Raw genomic sequence first — 24,469 nt, 5'->3', positions numbered from 1 at the left:
TGCCTGGCGTGCTCAGGGCGTGGCCGTCGTAAGGCGCCGGCGCGCCGCCGTACTGGCTCGTCCAGCAAGCGTCGGCAACGCCGCGAGGGGCGCGTCCTGGGTGCGCGAGGGGCTCAAGAACTTCTGACGCGCGCCACTAGCTTGCGGCTGTCGAGGACGCCGTCCGCGACGCCGTACGCCACCGCCTCCGGGGCGGTGAGCACCAGGTCGCGCTCGGTGTCCTCGCGCAGTCGGTCCAGGTCCTGCCCGGTGTGCCGGACCAGGATCTGCTCCATCTCCGAGCGCAGCCGGACGATCTCCTTGGCCTGCAGGGCCAGGTCGGGCAGCCTGCCCTGCCCGCCACCCGAGGGCTGGTGCAGCACGACGCGCGCGTGCGGCAGCACCATCCGCCGCCCGGGGTCCCCCGCGGCCAGCAGCACCGCGGCCGACGAGCCGGCCTGGCCGATGCAGGTGGTCCCGACCGGCGGCCGGACGAACTGCATCGTGTCGTAGACCGCCAGCATCGCGGTCACCGAGCCACCGGGGCTGTTGAGGTAGAGGTTGATCGGCGCCTCGGGACTCTCGGACTCCAGGTGCAGCAGCTGCGCGATCACCACGTTGGCGACGCCGTCGTCGACCTCGGTGCCGACGTAGACGATCCGGTCGGACAGCAGCCGGCTGTAGATGTCGACGGCGCGCTCGCCGCCGCGCACGGTCTTCTCGACCACGCTGGGGATCGTGTAGGAGCTCATCGGCTCAGCCCCATCCGCTGCGACGGGTACGACGGGGTCACGTCGGCGACGTCGGTGAGGATCGCGTCGACGAAGCCGTAGTCCAGGGCCTGCTGCGCGGTGAACCACCGGTCCCGCAGCGCGTCCCGCTCCACCTTCTCGACCGGCTGGCCGGTGTGCTCGGCGATCAGGCCGATCATCACGTTCTTGGTGTGCTCCAGGTTCTCGGCCTGGATCTCGATGTCGATGGCCGTGCCACCGATCCCGGCCGAGCCCTGGTGCAGCAGCACCCGGCTGTGCGGGAGGGCGAAGCGCTTGCCCGGCGTACCGGCCGAGAGCAGGAACTGGCCCATGCTCGCCGCCAGCCCCAGGGCCAGCGTGCTGACGTCGTTGGGGATCAGCCGCATCGTGTCGTAGACGGCCAGGCCGGCCGAGACCGAGCCGCCGGGGCTGTTGATGTAGAGGCTGATGTCGCGCCGCGGGTCTTCTGCCGAGAGCAGCAGCAGCTCGGCGCACAGGCGGTTGGCGATCTCGTCGTCCACCTGCTGGCCGAGGACGAGGATCCGTTGGTGGAGCAGCCGGTCGGCCGCCGAGGGTGAGAGCGTCGTGGTCATGGAGCCAGCGTGGTCCGGCGTACGGCGCCACCCCAGCGATTCTGCTGCCGGCGGTTCTGCCCTGGGCAGATCCGCCGCCTAGGCTGGCCGCGTGATCGAGCTCCGCACCCCCGCCCAGATCGAGCAGATGCGCCCCGCCGGGCGGTTCGTCGCCGACGTCATCACCCGCCTCGCCGAGGTCGCCGACGTGGGCGTCAACCTGCTGGAGCTGGACGCGGTCGCGCACGAGATGATCCGGGAGCGCGGCGCGGAGTCCTGCTACATCGACTACCACCCGTCGTTCGGGGCCTCGCCCTTCGGCAAGGTGCTGTGCACGTCGGTGAACGACGCGGTGCTGCACGGTCTCCCGCACGACTACGTCCTGCAGGACGGCGACCTGCTCAGCGTCGACTTCGCGGCCAGCGTCGACGGCTGGGTGTCCGACTCGGCGCTCAGCGTCGTCGTCGGTACGCCGCGCCAGGAGGACCTCGACCTGATCGCCACCACCGGCCGCGCGCTCGAGGCCGGCATCGCCGCCGCGACCGTCGGCAACAAGGTCGGCGACATCTCGGCGGCCATCGCCGGGGTCGCCCGGGAGGCCGGCCTGGCGATCAACACCCAGTTCGGCGGGCACGGCGTGGGCCGGACGATGCACGGCGACCCGCACATCCCGAACGACGGCCGCGCCGGCCGGGGCTTCAAGCTCCAGGCCGGGCTGGTGATCGCCATCGAGCCGTGGTTCCTGCACACCACCGACGAGATCTACACCGACCCCGACGGCTGGACGCTGCGCAGCGCCGACCGCTCCCGAGGCGCCCACATGGAGCACACCGTGGCGATCACCCCGGACGGTCCGCAGGTGCTGACCGCCCGGGGCTGAGCACGTCGTACGACGGGGTCAGGCGCCGTACTGGACCTGCAGGTCCTTGATGCCGTTGACCCAGGAGTGCCGCAGCCGCGCGGCCGGGGCCAGCCGCGTGATGTCGGGCGCGTAGTCGGCCAGCGCGTCGAAGATCACCTTGATCTCCTGGCGGGCCAGGTTGGCACCCAGGCAGTAGTGGTTGCCGTGCCCGCCGAAGCCGAGCTGCGGGTTGGTCTCGCGGGTGATGTCGAACGTGAACGGGTCCTCGAAGACGGTCTCGTCGAAGTTCGCGCTCGCGTAGAAGAGTGCCGCGCGCTGGCCCTTCTTGAACTGCACCCCACCGAGCTCGACGTCGTTGAGGGCCGTGCGCTGGAAGACCGTCACCGGCGTCGCCCACCGGACGACCTCGTCGATCATGGTCGCCGGACGATCGCGCTTCCAGATCTCCCACTGCTCGGGGTGGTCGAAGAAGGCGTTCATGCCGTGGGTGATCGCGTTGCGGGTGGTCTCGTTGCCCGCCACCGCCAGCAGGATGACGAAGTAGCCGAACTCGTCGTCGCTCAGGCCCCGCTCGCCCTTGTGAGCGTTGATCAGCTTGGTGATCAGGTCGTCGCGCGGGTTGGCCTGTCGCTCCGCGGCCAGCATCATCGCGTAGCCGAGGATCTCGGCGGCCGCGACGTCGTTGGCGCCCTCGTAGTCGGGGTCCTCGCCCGCGAGCATCAGGTTGGACCACTCGAACAGCTTGTGACGATCCTCCATCGGGACGCCGAGCAGGTCGGCGATGGCCTGCAGCGGCAGCTCGGCGGCCACGTCCTCGACGAAGTTGCCGGTGCCCTTGGCCACCGAGTCCTGGACGATCTGCGCGGCCCGCTTGATCATCGTCTCCTCCAGCTCGTTGATCGAGCGGGGCGTGAAGCCGCGGGAGATGATCTGCCGGGTCGTCGCGTGCTCGGGCGGGTCCTGGTTGATCAGGATGACCCGCTGGAGCTCGATCTGGTCGCGCGACATCTCGCCGGGGAAGCGGATGATCGCGCCGTTCTCGGCGGTGGACCAGTTCTTGCTGTCCTTGGAGATCGCGGCGACGTCCTCGTGCCGCGTGACGGCGTAGTAGCCGGTCCCGGACTCCGGGGCGAAGCCGCTGCGCCAGATCTGGTCCTGCTCGATCCAGATGATGGGCTCGTTCTGCCGTGCAGCCCGGAACTCGTCGTGCGGGATCCCCCGCTGGTTCACGTCCGGGTCGGTGAAGTCGAACCCCTCGGGGAGGACATCGGTAGCAGTCACGTGGGTTCCTTCGGTCGACGAGAGGTGGAACAGGTTCTAGTGGCCCAGGTTACATACTCTCGGTACGTCCTGCCAAGCACACTTGTCGCGGAACGAGAACCTGTTCTACTTTCTCGGCATGGGCACCCCTGTGATCATCGACGCGGTCCGCACCCCCCTCGGCAAGCGGAAGGGCTGGCTGGCCGGCGTGCACCCCGCCGTCCTCATCGGCCACGCGATGCGTGAGGTCCTGGCCCGGTCGGACCTCGACTCCGAGCTCGTCGACCAGGTCGTGGCCGGCTGCGTCACGCAGGCGGGCGAGCAGTCCAACGGGATGGCCCGCCGCGCTTGGCTGCACGCCGGCCTGGCCCAGCACACCGCCGGCACCATGGTCGACGCCCAGTGCGGGTCGGGTCAGCAGGCCGCCCACCTGGTCAACGACATGATCACCGCCGGCACGATCGACATCGGCATCGCCGCCGGGGTCGAGGCGATGACCCGGATCCCGCTGGGCGCGAACGTGCCGCCCGGCACCGGCGACCCGCGTCCCGACGACTGGTCGATCGACATGCCCAACCAGTTCGAGGCGGCCGACCGGATCGCCAAGAACCGGGGCCTGTCGCGGGCCGACCTCGAGGCGTTCGGCCTGGCGTCGCAGCAGAAGGCCCGCGTCGCCGTCGACGAGGGTCGGTTCAAGCGGGAGATCGCGCCCCTCGAGGCGCCGGTGCTCGGCGAGGACGGCACCCCGACCGGGTCCACCCGGGTGGTCGACACCGACCAGGGCCTGCGCGACACGACGCTCGAGGGCCTGGCCGGGCTCCGCACCGTGCTCCCCGACGGCCTCCACACCGCCGGCACGTCCTCGCAGATCTCGGACGGCGCGTCCGCCGTACTCATCATGGACTCCGACCGCGCCGCCGCCCTCGGCCTGCAGCCCCGCGCCCGGATCGTCAGCCACTGCCTGGTCGGCTCCGACCCCTACTACCACCTCGACGGACCGATCGACGCGACGCAGCGGATCCTCGACCGGACCGGCATGGCGATCTCCGACTTCGACCTCTTCGAGGTCAACGAGGCCTTCGCCTCCGTCGTCCTCTCCTGGGCCGGCCAGCACCACGTCGACCTCGACAAGGTCAACGTCAACGGCGGCGCCATCGCCCTCGGCCACCCCGTCGGCTCCACCGGCACCCGCCTGATCACCACCGCGCTCCACGAGCTCGAGCGCCGTGACGCCTCCACCGCCCTCATCTCCATGTGCGCCGGCGGCGCCATGGCGACCGGGACGGTCATCGAGCGGGTCTGAGGGGCGGGCGGGGGCGCGTGAGTTTCATCGGCTAGCCGATGAACCTTTGTCGTCCAGGGATGGGCCTCGCGGAACCGCCTATCCACAGATGCCCCGGAGCGCCCCCGATCGCCCGTCCGGGCAGGCAGCCTGTCGGCCATGCCCGACATCCCGTTCGACCAGCACGGCATCCTGCTGCGCCGTACGGCGATCCGCGCGGGGTACGACGACAACTGGCTCAACCGCATGCTCAAGGCCGGAGCCGTCGTCCGGATCCGGCACGGCGCCTACGCCGATCCGTCGGTGTGGACGCACCTCACCCCTGCGGAACGTCACGTCGTGCTCAGCAGAGCCGTCCTCCAGCAGTACGACGACCGCGTCGCGCTCTCACATGCGAGTGCGCACCTGCTGCGCGGCGGCCCGGACTGGGGGCTGGACCTGAGCACGGTCAACCTCACGAACCTGTTCGGGCGCGGTGACCGGACCCAGGCGGGCATCACCCACCACCACGGGACCGTACGGGTCGGCGACATCACGCGTCACGAGCCCCACTGGATCACCTCGCCGGGCCGGACCGCGGTCGAGGCGGCGGCCGCGGCCGAGCACGTCGCCGCGGTCTGCGTGCTCGACTGGACGCTTCAGCAGAAGCTCGCGACCCCGGATGAGCTCGCGGCGTACGCCGAGACACACATGCGCGAGTGGCCCGGCAGCATCGGGCTCCCCCGTGCTGTCGCGAGAGCCGACGGACGCTCGGAGTCCGTCGGCGAGACCCGGACGCGCTTGAACCTGAACGACCACCACATCGTGACCGAACCGCAGTGGAAGGTCCTCCACCCGTCCGGACGCGTGGCCGGACTGGTCGACGCGCTCCTCCCCGACCTGGGCGTCATGGTCGAGTTCGACGGCGCGGTGAAGTACGGCCGGCTCCTGAAGCCCGGTCAGACCATCTCCGACGTCATCCGCGACGAGCGCGCCCGCGAGGTCCTGCTGGAGGAACTCACGGGCCTGAGGATGGTGCGGTTCGTCTGGGCTGACCTGGACCGACCCAGCAGCATGGCGGAACGCGTCCGCCGGGTGGCCCAGCAGCGTCGGGCCAGCTGACGGCCGCGAAGCTCTGGCCTGGACGACAGAGCTTCATCGTCCCGGCGTGAGTTTCATCGGCCAGCCGATGAACCTTTACGGCCGCCCGGCCAGCTGACCACCACGAACCTCCCGCCCGGACGACAAAGCTTCATCGTCCCGGCGTGAGTTTCATCGGCCAGCCGATGAACCTTTGCGGCGGCGGCGACGACCCCTCACGCCCCGTACACCGGCTCCGGGGCAGGCGCGTCGGCGAGCAGCTGCCGGAGCGCGGGGCCGACGTCGGGGGCCGACCAGCGGGTGCCGAGGTCGCGGGCGGGGCCGTGGGACCAGCCGTTCTCGACGGTGATCTTCCCGCCCTCGATCTCGATGACGCGACCGGTGACGTCGCCGGCGTCGACGGAGGCCAGCCACGCGACGATCGGGGAGTTGTCCTCGGGCAGGGCCATGGCGGAGGTGTCGAACGCGCCCTCGGTCATCCGGGTCCGGGCGACGGGGGCGATCGCGTTGACGGTGACGCCGTACCGGCCCAGCTCCTGGGCGGCGACCAGGGTGAGGCCGGCGATGCCGGCCTTGGCGGCGGAGTACGTCGCCTGGCCGACCGAGCCCTGCAGCCCGGCGCCCGACGAGGTGTTGATGACCCGCGCCGAGCGCTCACGCCCGGACTTGGACTCCGTGCGCCAGTAGGCGCCCGCGTGGCGCAGCGGGGCGAAGTGGCCCTTGAGGTGCACCCGGACGACGGCGTCCCACTCCTCCTCGGAGGTGTTCACCAGCATCCGGTCGCGGACGAACCCGGCGTTGTTGACCAGGACGTCGAGGCCGCCGAAGGTGTCGATGGCCTGGCGCACCATGTCCGAGGCCGCCTCGAAGTCCGCGACGTCGGCGCGGTTCACCACCGCCCGGCCGCCGGCGGCCTCGATCTCGGCGACCACCGACTCGGCCGGGGTCTCCCCCGTGTCCTCGCCGGCCAGCGAGACGCCGTAGTCGTTGACGACCACCGCCGCCCCGTGCCGGGCCAGCTCCAGCGCGTGGGCGCGGCCGATGCCGCGGCCGGCTCCGGTGACGATCGCGACGCGACCCTCCAACAGGCTCATGACAGTCCCTTCTGCACCAACAGGAAGGCGGGCGTCTCTCCCCCGCCGTGACAGGCGACGCTCGCCCCGGAGACGTACGACGCGAGGTCGCTGGCCAGGAAGGCCGCGACGTGGCCGACCTCCTCGGGCCGGGCCATCCGCCCGAGCGGGATGGTCCGCTCGATGGTGGCGACCGAGGCGTCGTCGCCGTAGTGGTCGTCGGTCTGCTCGGTCCGACAGAGGCCGACGTCGATCGCGTTCACGCGCACCCGCGGCGCCCACTCCATGGCCAGCGAGGCGGTCAGCGAGTCGAGACCGGCCTTGGCGGCGGCGTACGCCGCGATCGTCGGCGCCGGTCGGCTCGCGGAGATCGAGGAGATGTTGACGATCGTGCCGCCGGAGTCCTGCTGCTGCATCACCGCGTTGGCGGCCTGCGCGACCAGCAGCGGGGCGAGCAGGTTGAGCCCGACGATCTTCTCGTGGAAGCGCGGAGAGGCGGTGGCCGCGTCGACGGCCGGTGCTCCCCCGGCGTTGTTGACCAGCACGTCGAGCCGGTCGAGGGAGGCCACCAGCGCCTGCACGGACTCGGGGTCCCGGACGTCGCAGACCCGGTGCGTGGTCCCCGGCACGGGTTCGACGTCCGAGCGCGAGCAGGTCACGACGGTCGCACCGGCGGCCTGGAGCGCCCGGGTGATGCCGAGCCCGATGCCCCGCGCCCCGCCGGTGACCAGCGCGACGCGGCCGGAGAGATCCAGGGCGAGCGACATGCTGCAACCGTACCAAGCAAATGTTAGGTTGGCACTCATGGCGATCACCTCCGAGCTGCGCGACGACGGCATCCGCGTGGTCACGATGGAGCACCCCCCGGTCAACGCCCTCACCGTCCAGGGCTGGTACGACGTGGCCGCGGCCCTCGACGAGGCCGCCACCGACCTGGACACCAAGGTGGTCGTGCTCCGGGCCGAGGGCCGCGGGTTCAACGCGGGCGTCGACATCAAGGAGATGCAGCACACGACCGGGTTCGACGCCCTGATCGGCGCCAACAAGGGCTGCTTCGCCGCCTTCAAGGCGGTCTACGAGTGCGCGGTCCCCGTCGTCGCGGCGGTCAACGGCTTCTGCCTCGGCGGCGGGGTCGGCCTGGTCGGCAACGCCGACTGCGTGGTGGCCAGCGACGACGCGTTCTTCGGCGTACCCGAGGTCAAGCAGGGCGCCCTCGGCGCGGCCACCCACATGGCCCGGCTGGTGCCCCAGCACATGATGCGCACCCTCTACTTCACCGCCCGCACCATCAAGGCACAGGACCTCGTGCAGTTCGGCTCGGTCCTGGAGGTGGTCCCCCGGGCCGAGCTCGACGACGCGGCCCTGCGGGTCGCGACCGACATCGCGGCTCACGACACGCGCGTCATCCGAGCGGCCAAGGAGTGCCTCAACGGCATCGACCCGATCGACGTCAACAAGAGCTACCGGTTCGAGCAGGGCTTCACGATGGAGCTCAACCTCGCCGGCGTCAGCGACGAGCTGCGCGACCAGTTCGCCGGAACGGAGAAGAGCAAGCGATGAGCAGGGGCCCCCGCGACAAGCGGATGAGCATCGACGACGTCGTCGGTGAGCTGCGCAGCGGCATGACCATCGGCATCGGCGGCTGGGGGCCGCGGCGCAAGCCGATGGCGCTGGTGCGCGCGATCCTCAACAGCGACCTGACCGACCTGACGATCGTCAGCTGGGGCGGCGCCGACGTCGGTCTGCTCGCCCGGGCCGGCAAGATCCGTCGGCTGGTCTACGCCTTCGTCAGCCTCGACTCGGTGCCGCTGGAGCCCAGCTTCCAGAAGGCCCGCCAGGAGGGCACGATCCCCGAGGTCGTCGAGCTCGACGAGGGGATGTTCCAGACCGGTCTGCGCGCCGCGGCCCAGCGACTGCCGTTCCTGCCCATGAGGGCGGGGCTCGGCTCCGACGTCCTGGTCCACAACCCGTGGATCAAGACCGTCGAGAGCCCGTACGACGAGGGCCACGGCCACGAGGAGCTGGTCGCCGTCCCGGCCCTGCGGCTCGACGTCGCCCTGGTCCACCTCAACCGGGCCGACCGCCACGGGAACGCGACGTACCTCGGTCCGGACCCCTACTTCGACGACCTGTTCGCGATGGCCTCCGAGAAGACCTACCTGTCCGTCGAGGAGGTCGTCGACACCGCCGGGCTGACCGTCGACACCCCGGTGCAACGGCTGCTGCTGAGCCGGATGCTCGTCGACGGCGTCGTCGAGACGCCGAACGGCGCCCACTTCACGACCTGCACGCCCGACTACGAGCGGGACGAACGGTTCCAGCGGGCCTACGCGAAGGCCGCGTCCGGCAGCGACGAGGACTGGACCGCCTTCGAGCAGCGGTTCCTGGCCGGTGACGAGGCGGCGTACCAGGCGGCCGTCCGCGAGTTCCAGGAGGAGCAGGCATGAGCACCACCCGCGCGGACGTGTGCGCGGCGGCGATCGCCGACGCCTTCGCCGACGACGGCGAGATCTTCGCCAGCCCGATGGGGCTGCTGCCGATGCTCGGGGTCCGGCTGGCCCGGCTGACCAGCAACCCCGACCTGGTGATCTCCGACGGAGAGTCGCTCTTCCTCGCCGGCACGCCGCCGCTGTTCGCGAAGGCCGACGTGGTCGAGGGTTGGATCCCGTTCCGGAAGGTCTTCGACGTGGTCGCCAACGGCCCCCGGCACGTGATGATGGGCGCCACCCAGGTCGACCGGCACGGCAACCAGAACATCTCCGCGATCGGCGACTTCGACCGGCCGAAGCGCCAGCTGCTGGGCTCGCGCGGCGCGCCCGGCAACACCGTCAACAACCGGACGTCGTACTGGGTCCCGAAGCACTCCTCGCGGGTCTTCGTGGAGCAGGTCGACATCGTCTCCGGCGTCGGCCCGGCCCGGGCGAAGGCGGCCGGGCCGGCGGCGGCCCGCTTCAACGACATCCACCGCGTCGTGAGCAACCTCGCCGTGCTCGACGTCGGCGGCCCCGACGACACGGTGCGACTGCTCAGCGTGCACCCGGGCGTCACCGTCGACGAGGTCCGCGAGGCGACCGGCTTCGAGATCGACGTCCACGCCGACATCCCCACCACGCGCGAGCCCACGCCGGAGGAGCAGGTGATCATCCGCGAGGTGCTCGACCCGAAGGGGCTGCGCTTCAAGGAGGTCCCCCAGGATGCTTGAGCAGCAGCTCCGGACCCCGCTCACCGACCTGGTCGGCGTCCGCCACCCCGTCGTGCAGACCGGGATGGGCTGGGTCGCCGGCCCCCGCCTCGTCAGCGGTACGGCGAAGGCCGGCGGGCTCGGCATCCTGGCGAGCGCGACGATGACCATCGAGGAGCTCGAGAAGGCCATCGTCGAGGTGCAGGGCCGCACCGACCAGCCGTTCGGGGTCAACCTGCGGGCCGACGCGGGCGATGCGCCCGCCCGCTGCCAGCTCCTCATCGACCACGGGGTGAAGGTGGCGTCGTTCGCCCTGGCACCCAAGCCCGAGCTGATCGCCCGGCTCAAGGAGCACGACATCGTCGTGATCCCGAGCGTGGGCCTGCCCAAGCACGCGAAGAAGGTCGCCTCCTGGGGCGCCGACGCGGTGATGATCCAGGGCGGCGAGGGCGGCGGGCACACCGGCTCCACCCCGACCACGCTGCTGCTCCCGTCGGTCCTCGACGCCGTCGACATCCCGGTGATCGCGGCCGGTGGCTTCTTCGACGGCCGGGGCCTGGCAGCCGCCCTCTCGTACGGCGCCGCCGGCATCGGCATGGGCACCCGCTTCCTGCTGACCCGCGACTCCGCCGTGCCGGACGCGGTCAAGGAGCTCTACCTCTCCCACGACCTGACCGGCACCGTCGTCACCGCCAAGGTCGACGGCATGCCCCACCGGATGCTGCGCACGAAGCTGGTCGAGGAGATCGAGGAGACCAGCGCCCTGAAGCGCCTCGGCCCGACCGTGCGCCGGACCCTGGAGTTCAAGCGGGACAGCGAGATGTCCTGGGCCGCACTGCTGAAGGACGGCCGCGCGATGAAGAAGGCGCAGGGTCGCTCGCTGGCCCAGATGGCGCTCGCGGCCAACACCCCGACGATGCTCAGGGCCGGCCTGGTCGAGGGCGACACCACCGCGGGCGTGCTCGCCTCCGGCCAAGTGGTCGGCGTGCTCGACGACCTGCCGAGCTGCGCCGAGCTGATCGAGCGGGTGGTCACCCGGGCGGTCGAGGAGCTGCGCCGCGGCGCGTCGTACGTCGTGTAGGTCTCAGCGGTCGACCGAACCCTGGAACACCAGCTCCCGCCCCAGCACCCGGTAGCCCAGCAGCTCGTTGACGCCGATCATCCGGCCGTTGGACTCGGCGTTCCAGGTGTCGACGGTCTCGACCCGGGGGTGCTCCTCGGCGAGCCAGCGGAGCATCACGAGCTTGAGGAGCAGCCCGAGCCGGTGACCGCGGTGGGCGGCGACGACAGAGGTGTCGTGCTGCTCGGCCAGGGTCGGGCGCTCGCCGTCGACCGCGACCACGCTCTGTCCGGCCAGGGCGCCGGTGGCGGTCTCGCGGGCCACCACGCGGAGCAGCACCTGCCCGCGGGCGAGCTGAGCGTCCTCGTAGGCCCGGACCCGCTCGGGCGGGAAGACGTTGTCCTCGATGTCGAGGTCGTCGGTCGGGGCGTCGTTGATGGCCGCGGTCATCTCGGCCAGCGCGGGCAGCTCGGCATCGTCGCTGCGGCCGGACATCCGCACCAGCTCGTAGCCGGCCGCGTACGGCCGGGCCTCGTCGTACGCCGTGTCGAGGGCGACGCGATCGAGCTCGCCGAGCGACTGGCGTCGGTTCACCTCGACCGCCTTCCGGGCCAGCCCCTGTGCCGTCGCGAACCCGACCGTGGCCGGGGAGTCCCAGCCGGCGATGCCGATCGAGGTGCGGCCCTGCGCACGCGCGCGGTCCCGCAGCGCGGCGAAGACGGTGGTCCCGTGTCCCCGACGCCGGTGGCCGGGGTGCACCTGCACGCCGACCCAGGCCAGGTGGAGGTTGTCGTACTCACTGGTCTCGTACGTCGCGGTCGCCACCGCGACGCCGTCGACGCGAGCGAGGAAGCCGACCTCCGGCTCGCCGTCCCAGCCGTGCCGCAGCTGGCCGGCCGCCTCCTGCGGGGTGAGCGGGTGCTCCCACGGGGCGTCGGCGGCGCGGACGGCGTTCGAGACCGCGACGTACGCCTCGACGGTCGCGTCGTCGTCGGGGTCGACCTGCTCGAGCCTCACCTCCCGAGCATGACCCCGAGCGTTTACCCGCGCACCTGATTAACGGCACCCCCAGCGGGAAGGCGCCCGGTATGACCGGCCTCTCCCGCCGCGCCGCCCTCGGCGCCGGCTCGTCGCTGCTGCTCGCCCAGGGTCTCGGCTCCGCCACCGGCGCGATCGCCGACCACGGGCCGGCCCCACGGCCGGGCGCCCGGCGCCGCTCGCGGATCAGCCGGGGCACCCGCCTCGTGCACGCCGACCTGCACAACCACACCCTGATGTCGGACGGCGACGGCGACCCGGCGCGGGCGTTCGCCTCGATGCGCAGCGCCGGCCTCGACGTGGCCGCGCTGACCGACCACGCCACCCTGAGCGACCACCTGCTCGGCGACGTGCTGGCCGGGCTGCTGCCACCGGAGTACCGCGACGTCGCCGGTCTGACCCGCTCGGACTGGGCGCGGACCCAGCGGCTGGCCGACCAGGCGGACCAGGACGGCCGCTTCACCGCGCTCCGCGGCTTCGAGTGGTCCGAGCCGCTGATCGGGCACGTGAACGTCTGGTTCACCGAGCACTACGTCGACGTCCTGCAGGCGGGGCTGATGCAGCCGCTCCTCGAGTGGCTGCGCCGCGAGCCCGGCCTGGTCCTCGACGGTGGCGCCGGCGGCCTCGCCGGGTTCAACCACCCGGGCCGCGAGCCGGGCCGGTTCCAGGAGTTCCACTACGACCCGCGGGTACGACGCCAGGTGGTCTCGCTGGAGATGTTCAACCGCGGCGACGACTACCTCTTCGAGGGGTACGCCGACGGCCGGACCTCCCCGCTCGTGGCCTGCCTGAACGCCGGCTGGCGCACCGGGATCACCGGCGTGACCGACGAGCACGGCACCGACTGGGGCCACCCGGAGGGCAAGGGCCGCACCGGCCTCTGGGTCGCCGAGCACAGCCGGGCCGGGGTGAAGCGGGCGATGCTGCAGCGCCGGTTCTTCGCGACCCGCACCTCCGGGCTGCGGGTCGACGCGACCGCACGTACGCCGGACGGCCGCTGGGTGCGGATGGGCGGTCGGCTGCCGATGCGTCGCGGCGTCGTCACGATCCGGCTCGACCTGGCCCGGGACCCGTCCTGGGTCGGACGGCCGCTGAGCGTGCAGGTGCTCCGGCCGGGCCGCGCCGTACCGGAGGTGGTGCGGGTGAAGGAGTTCGAGGTCGGCCCCGTGGTCCGGCTCCGGGTGCGGGTCGACGAGGCCGACGGGGACTGGCTGCTGCTGAGGATCGCCGACCCGACGCAGCCCAACGCCACGCCCGGACCGGCGGGGCACCCCGGCAACGACCTGGGGGTGGCCTACACCAGTCCGTGGTGGATCGCGCCGCAGCGCACCTGACGGCTCCCGAGGCCCTACGCTCCGGTCGTGAACCGAGTGACGCTGTGGCTGATGATCCCGCTCAACCTCCTGCTCTGCGGGTGGGTCTGGATCGGTCGGCTGGTGTTCGGCGTGGGCGGCTGGTTCATGCTCATCCTGTTCCCGGTGGTCCTGATCCTGCTCGTGATGCTGATCGTCACGACCGTGCTCGCCTTCACCCAGGACGGCAGCCCCAAGGAGCTGACCGTCTTCCAGACGCTCTCCCAGCTCATGCTGTGGCTCAGCCTGTTCGTCCTCGGGGCCGTGATGCCCGACTTCGGCGACGCCGACGACAGCATGCGCTCGGGCCTCACCCAGCTCTTCGGCTACTCCGACAGCCTGTACGACCTCAGCTTCCTGCTGGCGGTCGTGGCCGCCGTGGCCAGCCTGGTCGCCTGGGTGACACTGCTGGTCAGCCTGACCGCCGGCCGCCGTAGGCTGGCGATATGACCGAGCAGCAGGCGCCCCGCCGGCGCCGGCACCTGATGGACCCGAGCAACCCGCAGCCCGCTCCCCCGCCGCCGGGCAGCAAGGCCATCGAGGGCGTCCAGAAGTGGGTGCTCTCGGTCCTGGTCGCGACCACGATCTTCCACCTCTCCGCGGGCCTGGTCATCGCGGCCGTCTTCGTCGACGAGACCAACGACGCGGCCCGGATCGGGCTCAACGTCATCGCGGGCGCCTTCGGGATCATCGCGGTCGCGGTGGCACTGGTCATCCACCGCAAGCCGCTCCCCTCCGCCTGGCTGCTGCTCGGGCTGGTGCCGACGGTCATCGGCCTGGTCATCTGCTACGCCTGAGCCAGCGCCCGCCGGAGCGCGTCCACCAGCTCGGCGTCCATCCGCTTGACGACGGCGGCGTCGCGCACCAGCTGGGAGCCGTGCACCGTCCCCGGGAACGAGTGCAGCTCCACCGACACCCCGGCCGCGAGCAGCCGCATCGCGTAGGTCAGGCCCTCGTCGCGCAGCGGATCGAGCTCGCAGGTGACGACGTACGCCGGCGGCAGCCCGGCGAGGTCCTCGGCCCGCGCCGGGGCGGCGTACGCGTCGGCGTCCCGGCCCCCGAGGTAGTAGCGCCACGAGAGCTCGGCCTGCCGGCGGCTCCACATCGGGGTCGTCTCGAACGCCCGCATCGACGGCGTGTCCAGCCGGTCGTCGAGCTCGGGGATGCCGAGCGCCTGGAAGCAGAGTGCCGGCCCGCCGCGGTCGCGGGACAGGAGGGCGACGGCGGCCGCCAGTCCTCCGCCCGCGCTCTGGCCGTGCACGGCGACCCGGGCGGGGTCCACGTCCGCGTGGCCGGCGAGCATCCCGAGCGCGGCGTAGCAGTCGTCGAGCCCCGCGGGGTACGGGTGCTCCGGCGCCAGCCGGTAGTCGACGCTCGCGACCACCGCCCCCAGGGTGTGGCACAGCTCGACGGCGAGCCCGTGCTCGAGCTCGATGTCGCCGAGGCAGAAGCCGCCGCCGTGGACGTAGAGCAGGCCGGGCAGCCGTCCGGTCGCATCCCGGGGTCGGTAGAACCGGACCCGCGCGGCGGCGCCGATCGACTCCTCGGTCGTCTCGACCAGCTCCTCGCCCGGCACCGGTCCCTCCGGCACGAAGCCCGCGAGCAGCGCCCGCGCGCCCGCGACGTCGGTGAGCGAGTCCGCCAGGTCGGGCAGCAGCTCGACGATCGGCCGGAGCTCGGCGTCCAGGGTGGGGTACGGCGTGGTGTCCATGGCAATCCTCAGGTCAGGGCGGGGACGAGGTAGGTCTGCAGGTAGGCGCGGACCGACGCGCGGTCGGCGGTGTCGACGGCGAGGCCCGGCACCTGGACGAGCGAGATGACGATCCGCAGGATCCACTCGGCGGCGCCGGTCAGGTCGAGGTCGGCGCGGACCTCGCCGGCCTCCTGGGCCCGGGCCAGGTGGTGCTCCCAGAAGCCGGAGAGGCCCGGGACGATGTCGTCGGCGAAGGTGCCCATCACCGACGCGAAGGCCTGCGGCTCGGCCTCCTGCAGCTCCAGGGCCAGCGGCCCGAGCGGCGAGCTGCGCGACATCACCACGGCCTCCGCCACCTTCGCGGCCATCCCCGCGGCGCGCCCCACCCGCTCGTGCGCCTCGGCCCAGAAGGCCTGGTCGCGCCGGATCAGCGCGGCCGAGAGCAGGGTCGCCTTGTCGGGGAAGTGCTTGTAGAGGCCGGCCCGCGACACCCGGGCCTCCTCGGCCACGCCCGCGACCGTCGTACGACGGATGCCGTCGCGGCGCAGGCACGCCTCCGCGGCGTCGAGCAGGCGCTCGCGGGTGCTCGTCGCCGCGCTCACCGGACCTCGAAGTCGGCCAGGTCGACGGTGCGGGTCCAGGCCCAGAAGTCGACGATCCGCCAGGGGCTCAGCACGTGCACCTCGCCGTCGTCGTTCGTGTAGTAGTTGTGCTCGATGTGGGGCGAGGCCCACACGGTCTGCCGGAGCTCGGCCTGGCAGCGGTCGTACCACTCGTCGTACTTCTCCTGACGGGGCTCGAGCGCGGTGAGGCCGCCGTCGGCGAGCGCGGTCAGGCACTGCACGACGTAGCGGACCTCCATCTCGGAGTTGATGATCAGGCTGCCGCCGCTGGCCAGGTTGGTGCCGGGGCCGTAGAGGCAGAAGAAGTTGGGGAAGCCGGGCACGGTCATGCCGAGGTAGGCGCGCGGCCGGGTGCCCCAGTGCCCGCGCAGGTCGACGCCGTCGCGGCCGGTGATGCGCAGCGGCAGGAGGAACTCGTTGGCCCGGAAGCCGGTCGCCCAGACCAGGACGTCGGCACGGTGGAAGGTCCCGTCGCTGTCGACCACGCCGTCGGGCTCGAGCCGGTCGACGCCGGCCCGGACCAGCTCGACGTGCTCGCGCTGCAGCGTGCGCAGCCAACTGCCGTTGTCCTGCAGGGTGCGCTTGCCGGTGGGCGGGTAGTCGGGCAGCACCTTGGCCAGCAGCTCCGGGTCGTCCGGGACCTGGCTGGTGATCCAGTCGGCGAACATCATCCGGGCCAGGTCGTTGGCCTCGCTGACCGACGTCTCCTGCGGCGCCCACGCCGGGTCGACCCTGGCCGCGACCAGCCCGGTGTCGCAGCCGGGGTAGAAGATCAGGAAGCGGTACCACCGCGCGTAGAAGGGCAGGTGCCGCAGCGCCCACCGGACGCCCGGACCGACCTCGCCGTGGTAGTTCGGGTTCGGGAACATCCACTGCGCGCTGCGCTGGATCACCGTCAGGCTGCCGACCTCGTCGGCGATCGCGGGCGCCACCTGGAAGCCGGTCGCTCCGGCGCCGACCATCACCACGTCCTTCCCGGCCAGGTCGACGTCGTGGTCCCAGCGCGCGGTGTGGAACGAGGGCCCCCCGAACTCGCCGGGTACGGCGGGCAGCGCCGGTCGGCTGAGCATGCCCACGGCCGAGATCACGGCCCGCGCGCTGAGCGTCTCCCCCGTGTCGAGGTGCACCGTCCAGCTCCCGCTCGCGTCGTCCCAGGTCGCGCCGGTCACCTCGGTGCCCCAGCGGACGTGCCGGCCCACGTCGTACTTCTCCAGGACCCGCTGGAAGTAGGCCTGCAGCTCGGGCTGGCGCGCGAAGTACTCGGTCCAGTGGTCCGAGCCCTCGAACGAGTAGCAGTAGAAGTGGTTGCCGACGTCGACCCGCGCGCCCGGGTAGGTGTTCTCCCACCAGGTGCCGCCGACGCCGTCGTTCTTCTCGACCACCGTGTAGGGGAAGCCCGCCTCCTGCAGGCGGATCGCGGCCAGCAGGCCGGACATGCCGCAGCCGATCACCACGACCGGCAGCGCGGCCGCGGTGGCCGGGTCGACCGGCCGCGCCGCCGCCCGGGCGTCGGTGCCGTCGAGCTCCATCTCCTCCAGCAGCATCGGGACGTACTCCGCCCCGACGTCCTCGCAGGTGATCCAGTCCATCATCCGCTTCAGCAGGTCCGGGCCGACCGGCTCGGGCTCGGGGCAGCCGCGGTCGCGCCAGTCGCGGACGACTCCCGCGGCGTAGGCCCGGGCGGCGGCCTGGTCCTCGGGCGACATGAAGCCCTGGACCTCGTTGAGGAACAGCCCCTGCGGGCGCAGCGGTCCGGTGAGGATCTCCTCGACGACCGCGGGATCGTCGGTCATGTGGACGCAGGAGAGCAGCAGGGTCGGCACGGAGACGTCCTCGAGCGCCCGGCCGATGGCCGCGTCGTCCATCTCGGCGGCGGTGAACGGGGCACCGGCGTGCGGGTTCCGGCCGTGGTTCCTCTGCATGGGACGCATTGGTGCACAGATGTCGAAATCTGTCTACCGTCCCGACCATGCGCACCGTCGTGATCGAGGCCCCCGGGGTCGTCGCCGTCGAGGACCGTCCCGACCCCGCCCTGCCCGGCCCGGACGGCGCCGTCGTCCAGGTGTCGGCGACGTCCATCTGCGGGTCCGACCTGCACTTCTACGACGGTGACCTGCCGCTCTTCCCGGTGGCCGTCGGCCACGAGGCGATCGGCACCGTGGTCGAGGCCGGCCCCGACGTACGACGCGTCGCCGTCGGCGACCGGGTCCTGGTCGCGTCGGTCGCCGGCTGCGGCGCCTGCGACCGCTGCGCGCTCGGCGACTCCGTCACCTGCGTGCACGGCGGCAAGGTGTTCGGCGCCGGTGAGCTGGGCGGGGCCCAGAGCGACCTGCTGGCGGTGCCGGCGGCCGACTTCCAGCTCCTTGCGATCCCCGACGGCATGACCGACGAGGCCGCGCTCCTGCTGACCGACAACCTGGCCACCGGCTGGGCCGGGGCGCAGCGGGCCGACTTCGCGCCCGGGGCCACGGTGGTGGTGCTCGGCCTGGGCGCGGTCGGTCAGTGCGCCGTGCGGGCGGCGTACGCGCTGGGGGCGGGGCAGGTCCTGGTGGCGGATCCCGTGGCCGGTCGGCGCGCCCGGGCCGTGTCGGCCGGGGCAGTCGCGATCGAGGGGCCGACGGTGGAGGCGGTGCTCGAGGCCACCGGCGGTCGCGGGGCCGAGGCGGTCATCGACGCGGTCGCGCTGGACGCCACGCTGGACGACGCGTTCGACGCCGTCCGGCCCGGCGGCACGGTGTCGGTGATCGGCGTGCACGACCTCGCGCCGTACCCGCTGCCGATCCTGGGGGCGCTCTTCCGCAGCATCACCCTGCGGATGACCACCGCGCCCATCCAGGGCACCTGGGCCTCGCTGGTCCCACTCATCGGGAGCGGCCGGATCGACACGACCGGGATCTTCACCCACGAGTTCGCGCTCGCCGACGCGGCGTCGGCATACGCCGCGGTCGCCGCCCGCACCGCCGACTGCGTGAAGGTCCTGATGCGCCCCTGACCTGTGCACAGTCCCGCCGAGTCGGCGCACATGTGCGCCGACTCGGCGAGGTCATCCACAGGCGGCCCGGTCAGAGGCGTTCGATGATCGTCACGTTGGCCTGGCCGCCGCCCTCGCACATGGTCTGCAGGCCGTAGCGGCCGCCGGTGCGCTCGAGCTCGTTGAGCAGGGTGGTCATCAGGCGGGTGCCGGTGGCGCCGATGGGGTGGCCCAGGGCGATGCCGCCGCCGTTGACGTTGACCTTCTGGTGCGGGACGTCGAGCTCCTTCATCCACGCGAGCACGACGGACGCGAACGCCTCGTTGCACTCGAAGAGGTCGATGTCGTCGACGGTGAGCCCGGTCTTCTCGAGCGCGTGGCTGGTGGCGCGGATCGGGCCGGTGAGCATCCAGACCGGGTCGTCGCCGCGGACCGACAGGTGGTGGATCCGCGCCCGGGGCGTCAGCCCGTGGGTCTCGACCGCCGCCTGCGACGCGATCAGCATCGCGCTCGAGGCGTCGCAGATCTGGGAGGCGACGGCCGCGGTGATCCGACCGCCGGGGGCCAGGGGCTCGAGGCCGGCCATCTTCTCCAGCGACGTCTCGCGCGGGCACTGGTCGGTGTCGAGGTCGCCTACCGGCTCGATCTCGTTCTTGAACCGGCCCCCGGCGATCGCGGCGCGGGCCCGCTCGTGCGAGGCCAGCGCGTAGGCCTCCATGTCCGCACGCGAGATGTCCCACTTCTCCGCGATCATCTCGGCGCTGTTGAACTGCGAGACCTCGACGTCGCCGTACCGCTCGACCCAACCGGGCGACTCGGCGAAGGGGGTGGTGAAGCCGTACTGCTGGCCGACCAGCATCGCCGCGGAGATCGGGATGGCGCTCATGTTCTGCACGCCGCCGGCGACGACCAGGTCCTGGGTGCCGGACAGCACGCCCTGGGCGGCGAAGTGCACGGCCTGCTGCGAGGAGCCGCACTGGCGGTCGATGGTCACGCCGGGCACGTGGTCGGGCAGCCCGGCCACCAGCCACGCCGTACGGGCGACGTCGCCGGCCTGCGAGCCGATGGTGTCGCAGCAGCCCAGGATCACGTCGTCGACGGCACCCGGGTCGACGCCCGTCCGGCTCATCAGCGCCGAGAGCGTGTGGGCGGCGAGGTCGGCGGAATGGACCCCCGCCAACGCTCCGCCGCGCTTCCCGACCGGGGTGCGGACCGCGTCGACGATGTAGGCCTCGGGCATGGGTTACTCCTTCGCTATCCCGTCGAGCAGGATGGTGAGGTACTGGTCGGCGATGGCCTCGTGGGAGTGGCCGGCGCCGGGGCGGTACCACCGGACCGCGACCCAGACGGTGTCGCGGATGAAGCGGTAGGTGAGGGTGACGTCGAGGTCGCCGCGCAGCGCCCCGGACGACACGCCCTCGGTGAGCAGCGTCATCCAGAGGTTGCGCGACTGGGCGTTGCGGTCGGCGAGGTAGCCGAACCGGTCGAAGGTCAGCAGGTAGGCCGCCTCGTTCTGGAAGATCGCGACCTCGTGGGGGTGCTCGTCGATCGCGGCGAAGGACAGCCGGACGCACTGCTCGATCTTGGTGCGCGCGTCGACGTCGCTGGCCAGCACCGCGTCGTACGACGCGAAGAGCTGCTCCTGGAAGGTCGACAGGATCTCGTCGACCATCGACTCCTTGGAGTCGAAGTGGTGGTAGAGACTGCCCGACAGGATCCCCGCCGCCTCCGCGATGTCGCGGACGGTGGTGTTCTTGAAGCCCTTGTCGGCGAAGAGCTGCGCGGCGATGGCGAGCAGCTCGGTACGACGGGTGGGCGCGGCCTCGGCGGTCATGGGAGAGATTGTCCTAGGCCTGCTGGCTGCTGACCGCCACGACCTCGCCGGTCATGTACGACGCGTAGTCGCTCGCGAGCATCACCATCACGTTGGCGACCTCCCAGGGCTCGGCCGCGCGCCCGAACGCCTCGCGCTGCTTCAGCTCCGCCAGCAGCTCGTCGGAGGTGACCTTGGCGAGGAACGGGTGCATGGCCAGGCTGGGCGAGACCGCGTTGACCCGGATGCCGTGCGGGGCAAGGTCGACGGCCGCGCACCGCGTCAGCGCCATCACGCCGGCCTTGGCCGCCGCGTAGTGGGCCTGCCCCTCCTGGGCCCGCCAGCCGATGACCGAGGCGTTGTTCACGATCACCCCGCGCCGTCCCGAGGCGACGAACCGCTGGCCCGCGGCGCGCACGCAGCGGAAGGTGCCGGTCAGGGTGATGTCGAGGACCTTCAGCCACTGCTCGTCGGTCATCTCCAGCACGCTCGCCGTGCCGCCGAGACCGGCGTTGTTGACCATCACGTCGACCCCGCCGACGGAGTCGGCCAGGTCGAGGAGCGCACTCACCTGCGCCTCGTCGGTCACGTCGCAGACCACCTGGCGGACCCGGTCGGCGCCGAACTCCTCCGCCAGCGCGGCCTCGGCCTCGGCCAGCCGGCGGGCGTGGGTGTCGCTGAACACGACCGCCCTCGCGCCCTCCTCCAGCGACCGGCGTACGACGGCCGCGCCGATGCCGGCGCCGGCGGCGGCCGTCACGACCACCACCTTGCCGGCCAGCAGGTCGTGGCCCGCGACGTACGCCGGGACGGGTTGCTCGGGGCGAAGGGTCGTCATCCACGTGCCTCTCTCGGAAGGCCGAGCACCCGCTCGGCCAGGATGTTGCGCTGCACCTCGTCGCTGCCGCCGTAGATCGTGTCGGCGCGCGAGAAGAGGAAGATCCGCTGCCACTCGTCGAGGTCGTACGGCGCGCCGCGGGCGGTCAGCCCCTCCGCGCCGAGGACGGCCATCGCGACCTCGCCGAGCCGCTTGTGCCAGCCGGCCCAGACGAGCTTGAAGATCGAGGCGGCGCCGGCGTCGTCGGCGGCCGACAGGCCGCGCAGCGCCTGCAGCCGCATCACCTCGAGCTCGACCTTCAGCCCGGCCAGCCGGTCGCGGAGCACCGGGTCGTCGTACGCGCCGTTCTCGCGGGCCAGGGCGACGACGCCGGCGAGCTCGCGGGCGAAGCCGACCACCTGGCCGACCACCGAGACGCCCCGCTCGAAGCCGAGCAGCGCCATCGCGACCTGCCAGCCCTGACCCGGCTCGCCCACCACGAGCGACGCGGACGTGCGGGCCCCGGTGAGGAAGACCTCGTTGAACTCCGACCCGCCGGTGAGCTGCTCGATCGGGCGAACCTCGACGCCGTCCTGGTCGATCGGGACCAGCAGGAAGCTCAGCCCGTGGTGACGCTCGGAGCCGGGCTCGGAGCGAGCGAGGACGAAGAGCCACTGGGAGAAGTGCGCGTTCGACGTCCACACCTTCTGACCGTCGATCACCCACTCCTCCGTGCCCGACGAGGCGTCGAGGCGCGCCTTGGTCTGCACGTTGGCCAGGTCGGAGCCGGCGTTCGGCTCGGAGTAGCCCTGGGCCCACAGCTCCTCCACGGCGACGATCCGGGGCAGGAACCGCTGCTGCTGCTCGGGCGTGCCGAAGGCGATGAGCGTCGGGCCGAGCAGCTCCTCGCCGAGGTGGTTGACCCGCGCAGGCGCTTCGGCGCGGGCGTACTCCTCGTGGAAGATCACCTGCTGCCACAGGCTCAGCCCGCGGCCGCCGTACTCGGTCGGCCAGCCCACGCAGGTCCAGCCGTGGGCGGCGAGGTGGCGGTTCCAGGCCAGCCGCTCGTCGATCGCCTCGTGGTCCTTGCCGGGACCTCCGAGGCCGCGCAACGATCCCCACTCGCCGCTCAGGGAGTCCTCGAGGAACGTCCGGACCTCCGCACGGAAGGTCTCGTCCTCGGCCGAGTAGCTCAGGTCCACGAGTGCTACAGTACCAAGCAATTGCTTGGTTGGGGGTTTCGAGGCTCGCTCCGCTCGCACCTCAACCACCGAGACGTGAGGCAAGGCATGGCAGACACGATCCCGGCCGCGCTCGGCGACGCGGCGGACCGCTTCGGCGACCACCCGGCGTACGTCGCCGACGGCGAGGTCGTCTCCTTCCTGGAGCTGCTGCGCCGGGTGCGCCGCACCGCGCGGGGTTACGTCGCGCTCGGGCTGCAGCCCGGCGATCGGGTCTGCGTGTGGGCGCCCAACAGCATCGGCTGGGTGGTCGCGGCCCTCGCGACGTCGTACGCCGGCGGGGTGCTGGTCCCGGTCAACTCCCGCTACACCGGCCACGAGGTGGCCGACGTCGTCGAGCGCACCGGCGCCCGCCTCGTCGTGGTCGAGGACGGCTTCCTCGGGCGCACCCAGATCGCCGACCTCCGAGCCGCCGGCGAGCTGACCGGTGTCACCGTCCTGGACCTGGCCGACCTGCCCGACCTCGACCGGGGCTCCGTGACGACCGAGCAGGTCGACGCGATCGCCGAGGCGGTGTCGGCCGACGACGTCGCCGACATCCTGTTCACCTCCGGCACCACCGGGCGCAGCAAAGGCGCGATGTCGGCGCACCGCCAGACCGTCGGCGTGGCGCGCGCCTGGGGCGAGCTGGGCGGGGTCACCGGCCAGGACCGCTACCTGGTGATCAACCCGTTCTTCCACTCGTTCGGCTACAAGGTCGGGATCGTCACCGGCCTGCTCACCGGCGCCACCCTCTACCCGCTGACCACCTTCGACCTCGACGAGACGATGCGGATCATCGAGAACGAGCGGATCACGGTGCTCCCCGGCGCGCCGACCATCTACTCCTCGCTGCTGAGCGCTCCGGGGCGCGCCGAGCGTGACCTGTCGTCGCTGCGCCTCGCCGTCACCGGTGCGGCCGTCGTACCCGTCGTCCTGATCGAGCGGATGCGGCAGGAGCTGCAGATCGACCAGGTCGTCACCGCGTTCGGGATGACCGAGGCCGTCGTGGTCACCATGGCGCGCGACGGCGACCCGGCCGACCTGGTGGCCAGCACCTGCGGCCGCGCGATCCCGGGCATGGAGACGCGGATCGATCCCGAGACCGACGAGCTGCTGGTCCGCGGCGACTACGTGATGCTCGGCTACCTCGACGACCCGGACGCCACGGCCGCCGCCATCGACGCCGACGGCTGGCTGCACACCGGTGACGCGGGCACCCTCGACGCCGACGGCAACCTGGCGATCACCGACCGACTCAAGGACATGTACATCTCCGGCGGCTTCAACGTCTATCCCGCCGAGGTCGAACAGACCCTGGCCCGCCTCGACGGCGTCCAGGACGTCGCGGTGGTGGGCGTGCCCGACGAGCGGCTCGGCGAGGTCGGCCGGGCGTACGTCGTCGGCAGCGTCGCCCCCGACACCGTGATCGCCTTCGCCCAGGAGCGGCTGGCCAACTTCAAGGTCCCGCGCCAGGTGACGCTGGTCGACGCGCTCCCCCGCAACCTCTCCGGCAAGGTCCTGAAGAACGAGCTCCGGGACACCACCGGTGGTTGAGCAGGTCACGCAGCGACCGTGTCGACACCCGGTGCGCCGTACGACGACCTCGATCACCGTCACCTCCTGGCCTGCGGGGGTTTCGACACGCTCGTCGCTAGCGCTCCTCCCTGCTCAACCAACGGCGGCAGCACCACCGGTGGTTGAGCAGGTCGCGCAGCGACCGTGTCGACACCCGGTGCGCCGTACGACGACCTCGATCACCGCCACCTCCTGGCCTGCGGGGGTTTCGACACGCTCGTCGCTAGCGCTCCTCCCTGCTCAACCAACGGCGGCAGCACCAC

The 24,469-nt window shown here is 72.0% G+C and carries 25 protein-coding genes; 12 read left to right on the top strand and 13 right to left on the bottom strand.

Going from position 1 to position 24,469, the window contains the following annotated elements; genetic code table 11:
- Positions 1–113: 113 nt before the first annotated feature.
- Positions 114–731, bottom strand: coding sequence for a ClpP family protease (locus V7S47_RS23655; protein WP_336563880.1), 618 nt, complete (start codon positions 729–731; stop codon positions 114–116).
- Entirely contained in the window at positions 728–1,324 is a 597-nt protein-coding gene (locus V7S47_RS23650; RefSeq protein ID WP_336563879.1) for a ClpP family protease, read from the bottom strand. The genes V7S47_RS23655 and V7S47_RS23650 overlap by 4 nt, the downstream gene beginning before the upstream one ends.
- Positions 1,325–1,415: 91 nt before the next feature.
- Here V7S47_RS23650 and map point away from each other — a divergent pair, with 91 nt between their 5' ends.
- Positions 1,416–2,183 (top strand): type I methionyl aminopeptidase, encoded by a 768-nt coding sequence (gene map / locus V7S47_RS23645; protein ID WP_090855934.1) that lies wholly within the window; start codon positions 1,416–1,418, stop codon positions 2,181–2,183.
- An 18-nt stretch (positions 2,184–2,201) separates the two neighbouring features.
- Here the strand turns inward: map and V7S47_RS23640 are convergent, their stop codons facing one another.
- On the bottom strand, positions 2,202–3,446 hold the full coding sequence (locus tag V7S47_RS23640; protein ID WP_336563878.1) for a cytochrome P450: 1,245 nt from the start codon (positions 3,444–3,446) through the stop codon (positions 2,202–2,204).
- A gap of 118 nt (positions 3,447–3,564) precedes the next feature.
- On the opposite strand from V7S47_RS23640, the gene V7S47_RS23635 reads away from it, so the two are divergent.
- Entirely contained in the window at positions 3,565–4,728 is a 1,164-nt protein-coding gene (locus tag V7S47_RS23635; RefSeq protein ID WP_336563877.1) for a steroid 3-ketoacyl-CoA thiolase, read from the top strand.
- A 138-nt stretch (positions 4,729–4,866) separates the two neighbouring features.
- Entirely contained in the window at positions 4,867–5,808 is a 942-nt protein-coding gene (locus V7S47_RS23630; protein WP_336563876.1) for a type IV toxin-antitoxin system AbiEi family antitoxin domain-containing protein, read from the top strand.
- 194 nt (positions 5,809–6,002) lie between these two features.
- Here V7S47_RS23630 and V7S47_RS23625 read toward each other — a convergent pair whose 3' ends face one another.
- Positions 6,003–6,881 carry an SDR family oxidoreductase gene (locus tag V7S47_RS23625; protein WP_336563875.1) on the bottom strand — a complete coding sequence of 293 codons (879 nt, stop codon included), beginning with the start codon at positions 6,879–6,881 and terminating at the stop codon, positions 6,003–6,005.
- A complete protein-coding gene (locus V7S47_RS23620; protein ID WP_336563874.1) occupies positions 6,878–7,627 on the bottom strand; it encodes an SDR family oxidoreductase in 750 nt (249 codons plus the stop codon). Before V7S47_RS23620 ends, V7S47_RS23625 begins: the two co-directional genes overlap by 4 nt.
- A 37-nt stretch (positions 7,628–7,664) precedes the next feature.
- On the opposite strand from V7S47_RS23620, the gene V7S47_RS23615 reads away from it, so the two are divergent.
- Genes V7S47_RS23615 through V7S47_RS23600 form a run of 4 tightly spaced genes read left to right on the top strand, consistent with a single transcriptional unit; the run spans position 7,665 to position 11,122 of the window.
- Positions 7,665–8,420 carry an enoyl-CoA hydratase family protein gene (locus V7S47_RS23615; RefSeq protein ID WP_336563873.1) on the top strand — a complete coding sequence of 252 codons (756 nt, stop codon included), beginning with the start codon at positions 7,665–7,667 and terminating at the stop codon, positions 8,418–8,420.
- Positions 8,417–9,307 (top strand): CoA transferase subunit A, encoded by an 891-nt coding sequence (locus V7S47_RS23610; protein ID WP_336563872.1) that lies wholly within the window; start codon positions 8,417–8,419, stop codon positions 9,305–9,307. The genes V7S47_RS23615 and V7S47_RS23610 overlap by 4 nt, the downstream gene beginning before the upstream one ends.
- A complete protein-coding gene (locus V7S47_RS23605; RefSeq protein ID WP_336563871.1) occupies positions 9,304–10,062 on the top strand; it encodes a CoA-transferase subunit beta in 759 nt (252 codons plus the stop codon). Before V7S47_RS23610 ends, V7S47_RS23605 begins: the two co-directional genes overlap by 4 nt.
- On the top strand, positions 10,055–11,122 hold the full coding sequence (locus V7S47_RS23600) for an NAD(P)H-dependent flavin oxidoreductase (protein ID WP_336563870.1): 1,068 nt from the start codon (positions 10,055–10,057) through the stop codon (positions 11,120–11,122). The genes V7S47_RS23605 and V7S47_RS23600 overlap by 8 nt, the downstream gene beginning before the upstream one ends.
- Positions 11,123–11,125: 3 nt before the next feature.
- Here the strand turns inward: V7S47_RS23600 and V7S47_RS23595 are convergent, their stop codons facing one another.
- Complete coding sequence (locus V7S47_RS23595) at positions 11,126–12,118, bottom strand: GNAT family N-acetyltransferase (RefSeq protein ID WP_336563869.1); 993 nt, start codon at positions 12,116–12,118, stop codon at positions 11,126–11,128.
- 71 nt (positions 12,119–12,189) lie between these two features.
- Between V7S47_RS23595 and V7S47_RS23590 the strand changes: the two genes are divergently transcribed.
- From V7S47_RS23590 to V7S47_RS23580, 3 genes are read left to right on the top strand one after another with little or no spacing between them, the layout of a single operon-like run.
- Positions 12,190–13,473 (top strand): DUF3604 domain-containing protein, encoded by a 1,284-nt coding sequence (locus tag V7S47_RS23590; RefSeq protein WP_336563868.1) that lies wholly within the window; start codon positions 12,190–12,192, stop codon positions 13,471–13,473.
- A 27-nt stretch (positions 13,474–13,500) separates the two neighbouring features.
- Positions 13,501–13,941 (top strand): hypothetical protein, encoded by a 441-nt coding sequence (locus V7S47_RS23585; RefSeq protein WP_336563867.1) that lies wholly within the window; start codon positions 13,501–13,503, stop codon positions 13,939–13,941.
- Positions 13,938–14,288 carry a hypothetical protein gene (locus V7S47_RS23580; protein ID WP_336563866.1) on the top strand — a complete coding sequence of 117 codons (351 nt, stop codon included), beginning with the start codon at positions 13,938–13,940 and terminating at the stop codon, positions 14,286–14,288. Before V7S47_RS23585 ends, V7S47_RS23580 begins: the two co-directional genes overlap by 4 nt.
- Here V7S47_RS23580 and V7S47_RS23575 read toward each other — a convergent pair.
- Genes V7S47_RS23575 through V7S47_RS23565 form a run of 3 tightly spaced genes read right to left on the bottom strand, consistent with a single transcriptional unit; the run spans position 14,279 to position 17,729 of the window.
- Positions 14,279–15,202 carry an alpha/beta hydrolase gene (locus V7S47_RS23575; protein WP_336563865.1) on the bottom strand — a complete coding sequence of 308 codons (924 nt, stop codon included), beginning with the start codon at positions 15,200–15,202 and terminating at the stop codon, positions 14,279–14,281. The genes V7S47_RS23580 and V7S47_RS23575 overlap by 10 nt on opposite strands.
- Positions 15,203–15,210: 8 nt before the next feature.
- Positions 15,211–15,786, bottom strand: coding sequence for a TetR/AcrR family transcriptional regulator (locus tag V7S47_RS23570; RefSeq protein WP_336563864.1), 576 nt, complete (start codon positions 15,784–15,786; stop codon positions 15,211–15,213).
- Positions 15,783–17,729 carry a flavin-containing monooxygenase gene (locus V7S47_RS23565; RefSeq protein ID WP_336563863.1) on the bottom strand — a complete coding sequence of 649 codons (1,947 nt, stop codon included), beginning with the start codon at positions 17,727–17,729 and terminating at the stop codon, positions 15,783–15,785. Before V7S47_RS23565 ends, V7S47_RS23570 begins: the two co-directional genes overlap by 4 nt.
- A 47-nt stretch (positions 17,730–17,776) precedes the next feature.
- Between V7S47_RS23565 and V7S47_RS23560 the strand changes: the two genes are divergently transcribed.
- Complete coding sequence (locus tag V7S47_RS23560) at positions 17,777–18,799, top strand: alcohol dehydrogenase catalytic domain-containing protein (RefSeq protein ID WP_336563862.1); 1,023 nt, start codon at positions 17,777–17,779, stop codon at positions 18,797–18,799.
- Positions 18,800–18,869: 70 nt separating this feature from the next.
- Here the strand turns inward: V7S47_RS23560 and V7S47_RS23555 are convergent, their stop codons facing one another.
- Genes V7S47_RS23555 through V7S47_RS23540 form a run of 4 tightly spaced genes read right to left on the bottom strand, consistent with a single transcriptional unit; the run spans position 18,870 to position 22,610 of the window.
- Positions 18,870–20,018, bottom strand: a complete 1,149-nt coding sequence (locus V7S47_RS23555) for an acetyl-CoA C-acetyltransferase (protein ID WP_336563861.1) — start codon at positions 20,016–20,018, stop codon at positions 18,870–18,872.
- A gap of 3 nt (positions 20,019–20,021) precedes the next feature.
- A complete protein-coding gene (locus V7S47_RS23550; RefSeq protein ID WP_336563860.1) occupies positions 20,022–20,612 on the bottom strand; it encodes a TetR/AcrR family transcriptional regulator in 591 nt (196 codons plus the stop codon).
- Positions 20,613–20,625: 13 nt separating this feature from the next.
- A complete protein-coding gene (locus tag V7S47_RS23545; protein WP_336563859.1) occupies positions 20,626–21,429 on the bottom strand; it encodes an SDR family oxidoreductase in 804 nt (267 codons plus the stop codon).
- Complete coding sequence (locus V7S47_RS23540) at positions 21,426–22,610, bottom strand: acyl-CoA dehydrogenase family protein (protein ID WP_336563858.1); 1,185 nt, start codon at positions 22,608–22,610, stop codon at positions 21,426–21,428. The genes V7S47_RS23545 and V7S47_RS23540 overlap by 4 nt, the downstream gene beginning before the upstream one ends.
- 87 nt (positions 22,611–22,697) lie before the next feature.
- Between V7S47_RS23540 and V7S47_RS23535 the strand changes: the two genes are divergently transcribed.
- Positions 22,698–24,185: a FadD3 family acyl-CoA ligase gene (locus tag V7S47_RS23535; protein WP_336563857.1), complete on the top strand. Its 1,488-nt coding sequence runs from the start codon at positions 22,698–22,700 to the stop codon at positions 24,183–24,185.
- The last annotated feature ends 284 nt before the right edge of the window (positions 24,186–24,469 follow it).

Source organism: Nocardioides sp. CCNWLW216 (genome assembly GCF_037120545.1).
Classification (GTDB): Bacteria; Actinomycetota; Actinomycetes; order Propionibacteriales; family Nocardioidaceae; genus Nocardioides; species Nocardioides lianchengensis.
Note: the sequence above shows the minus strand (reverse complement) of the source record. Positions and strands in the feature narration are given on the sequence as shown.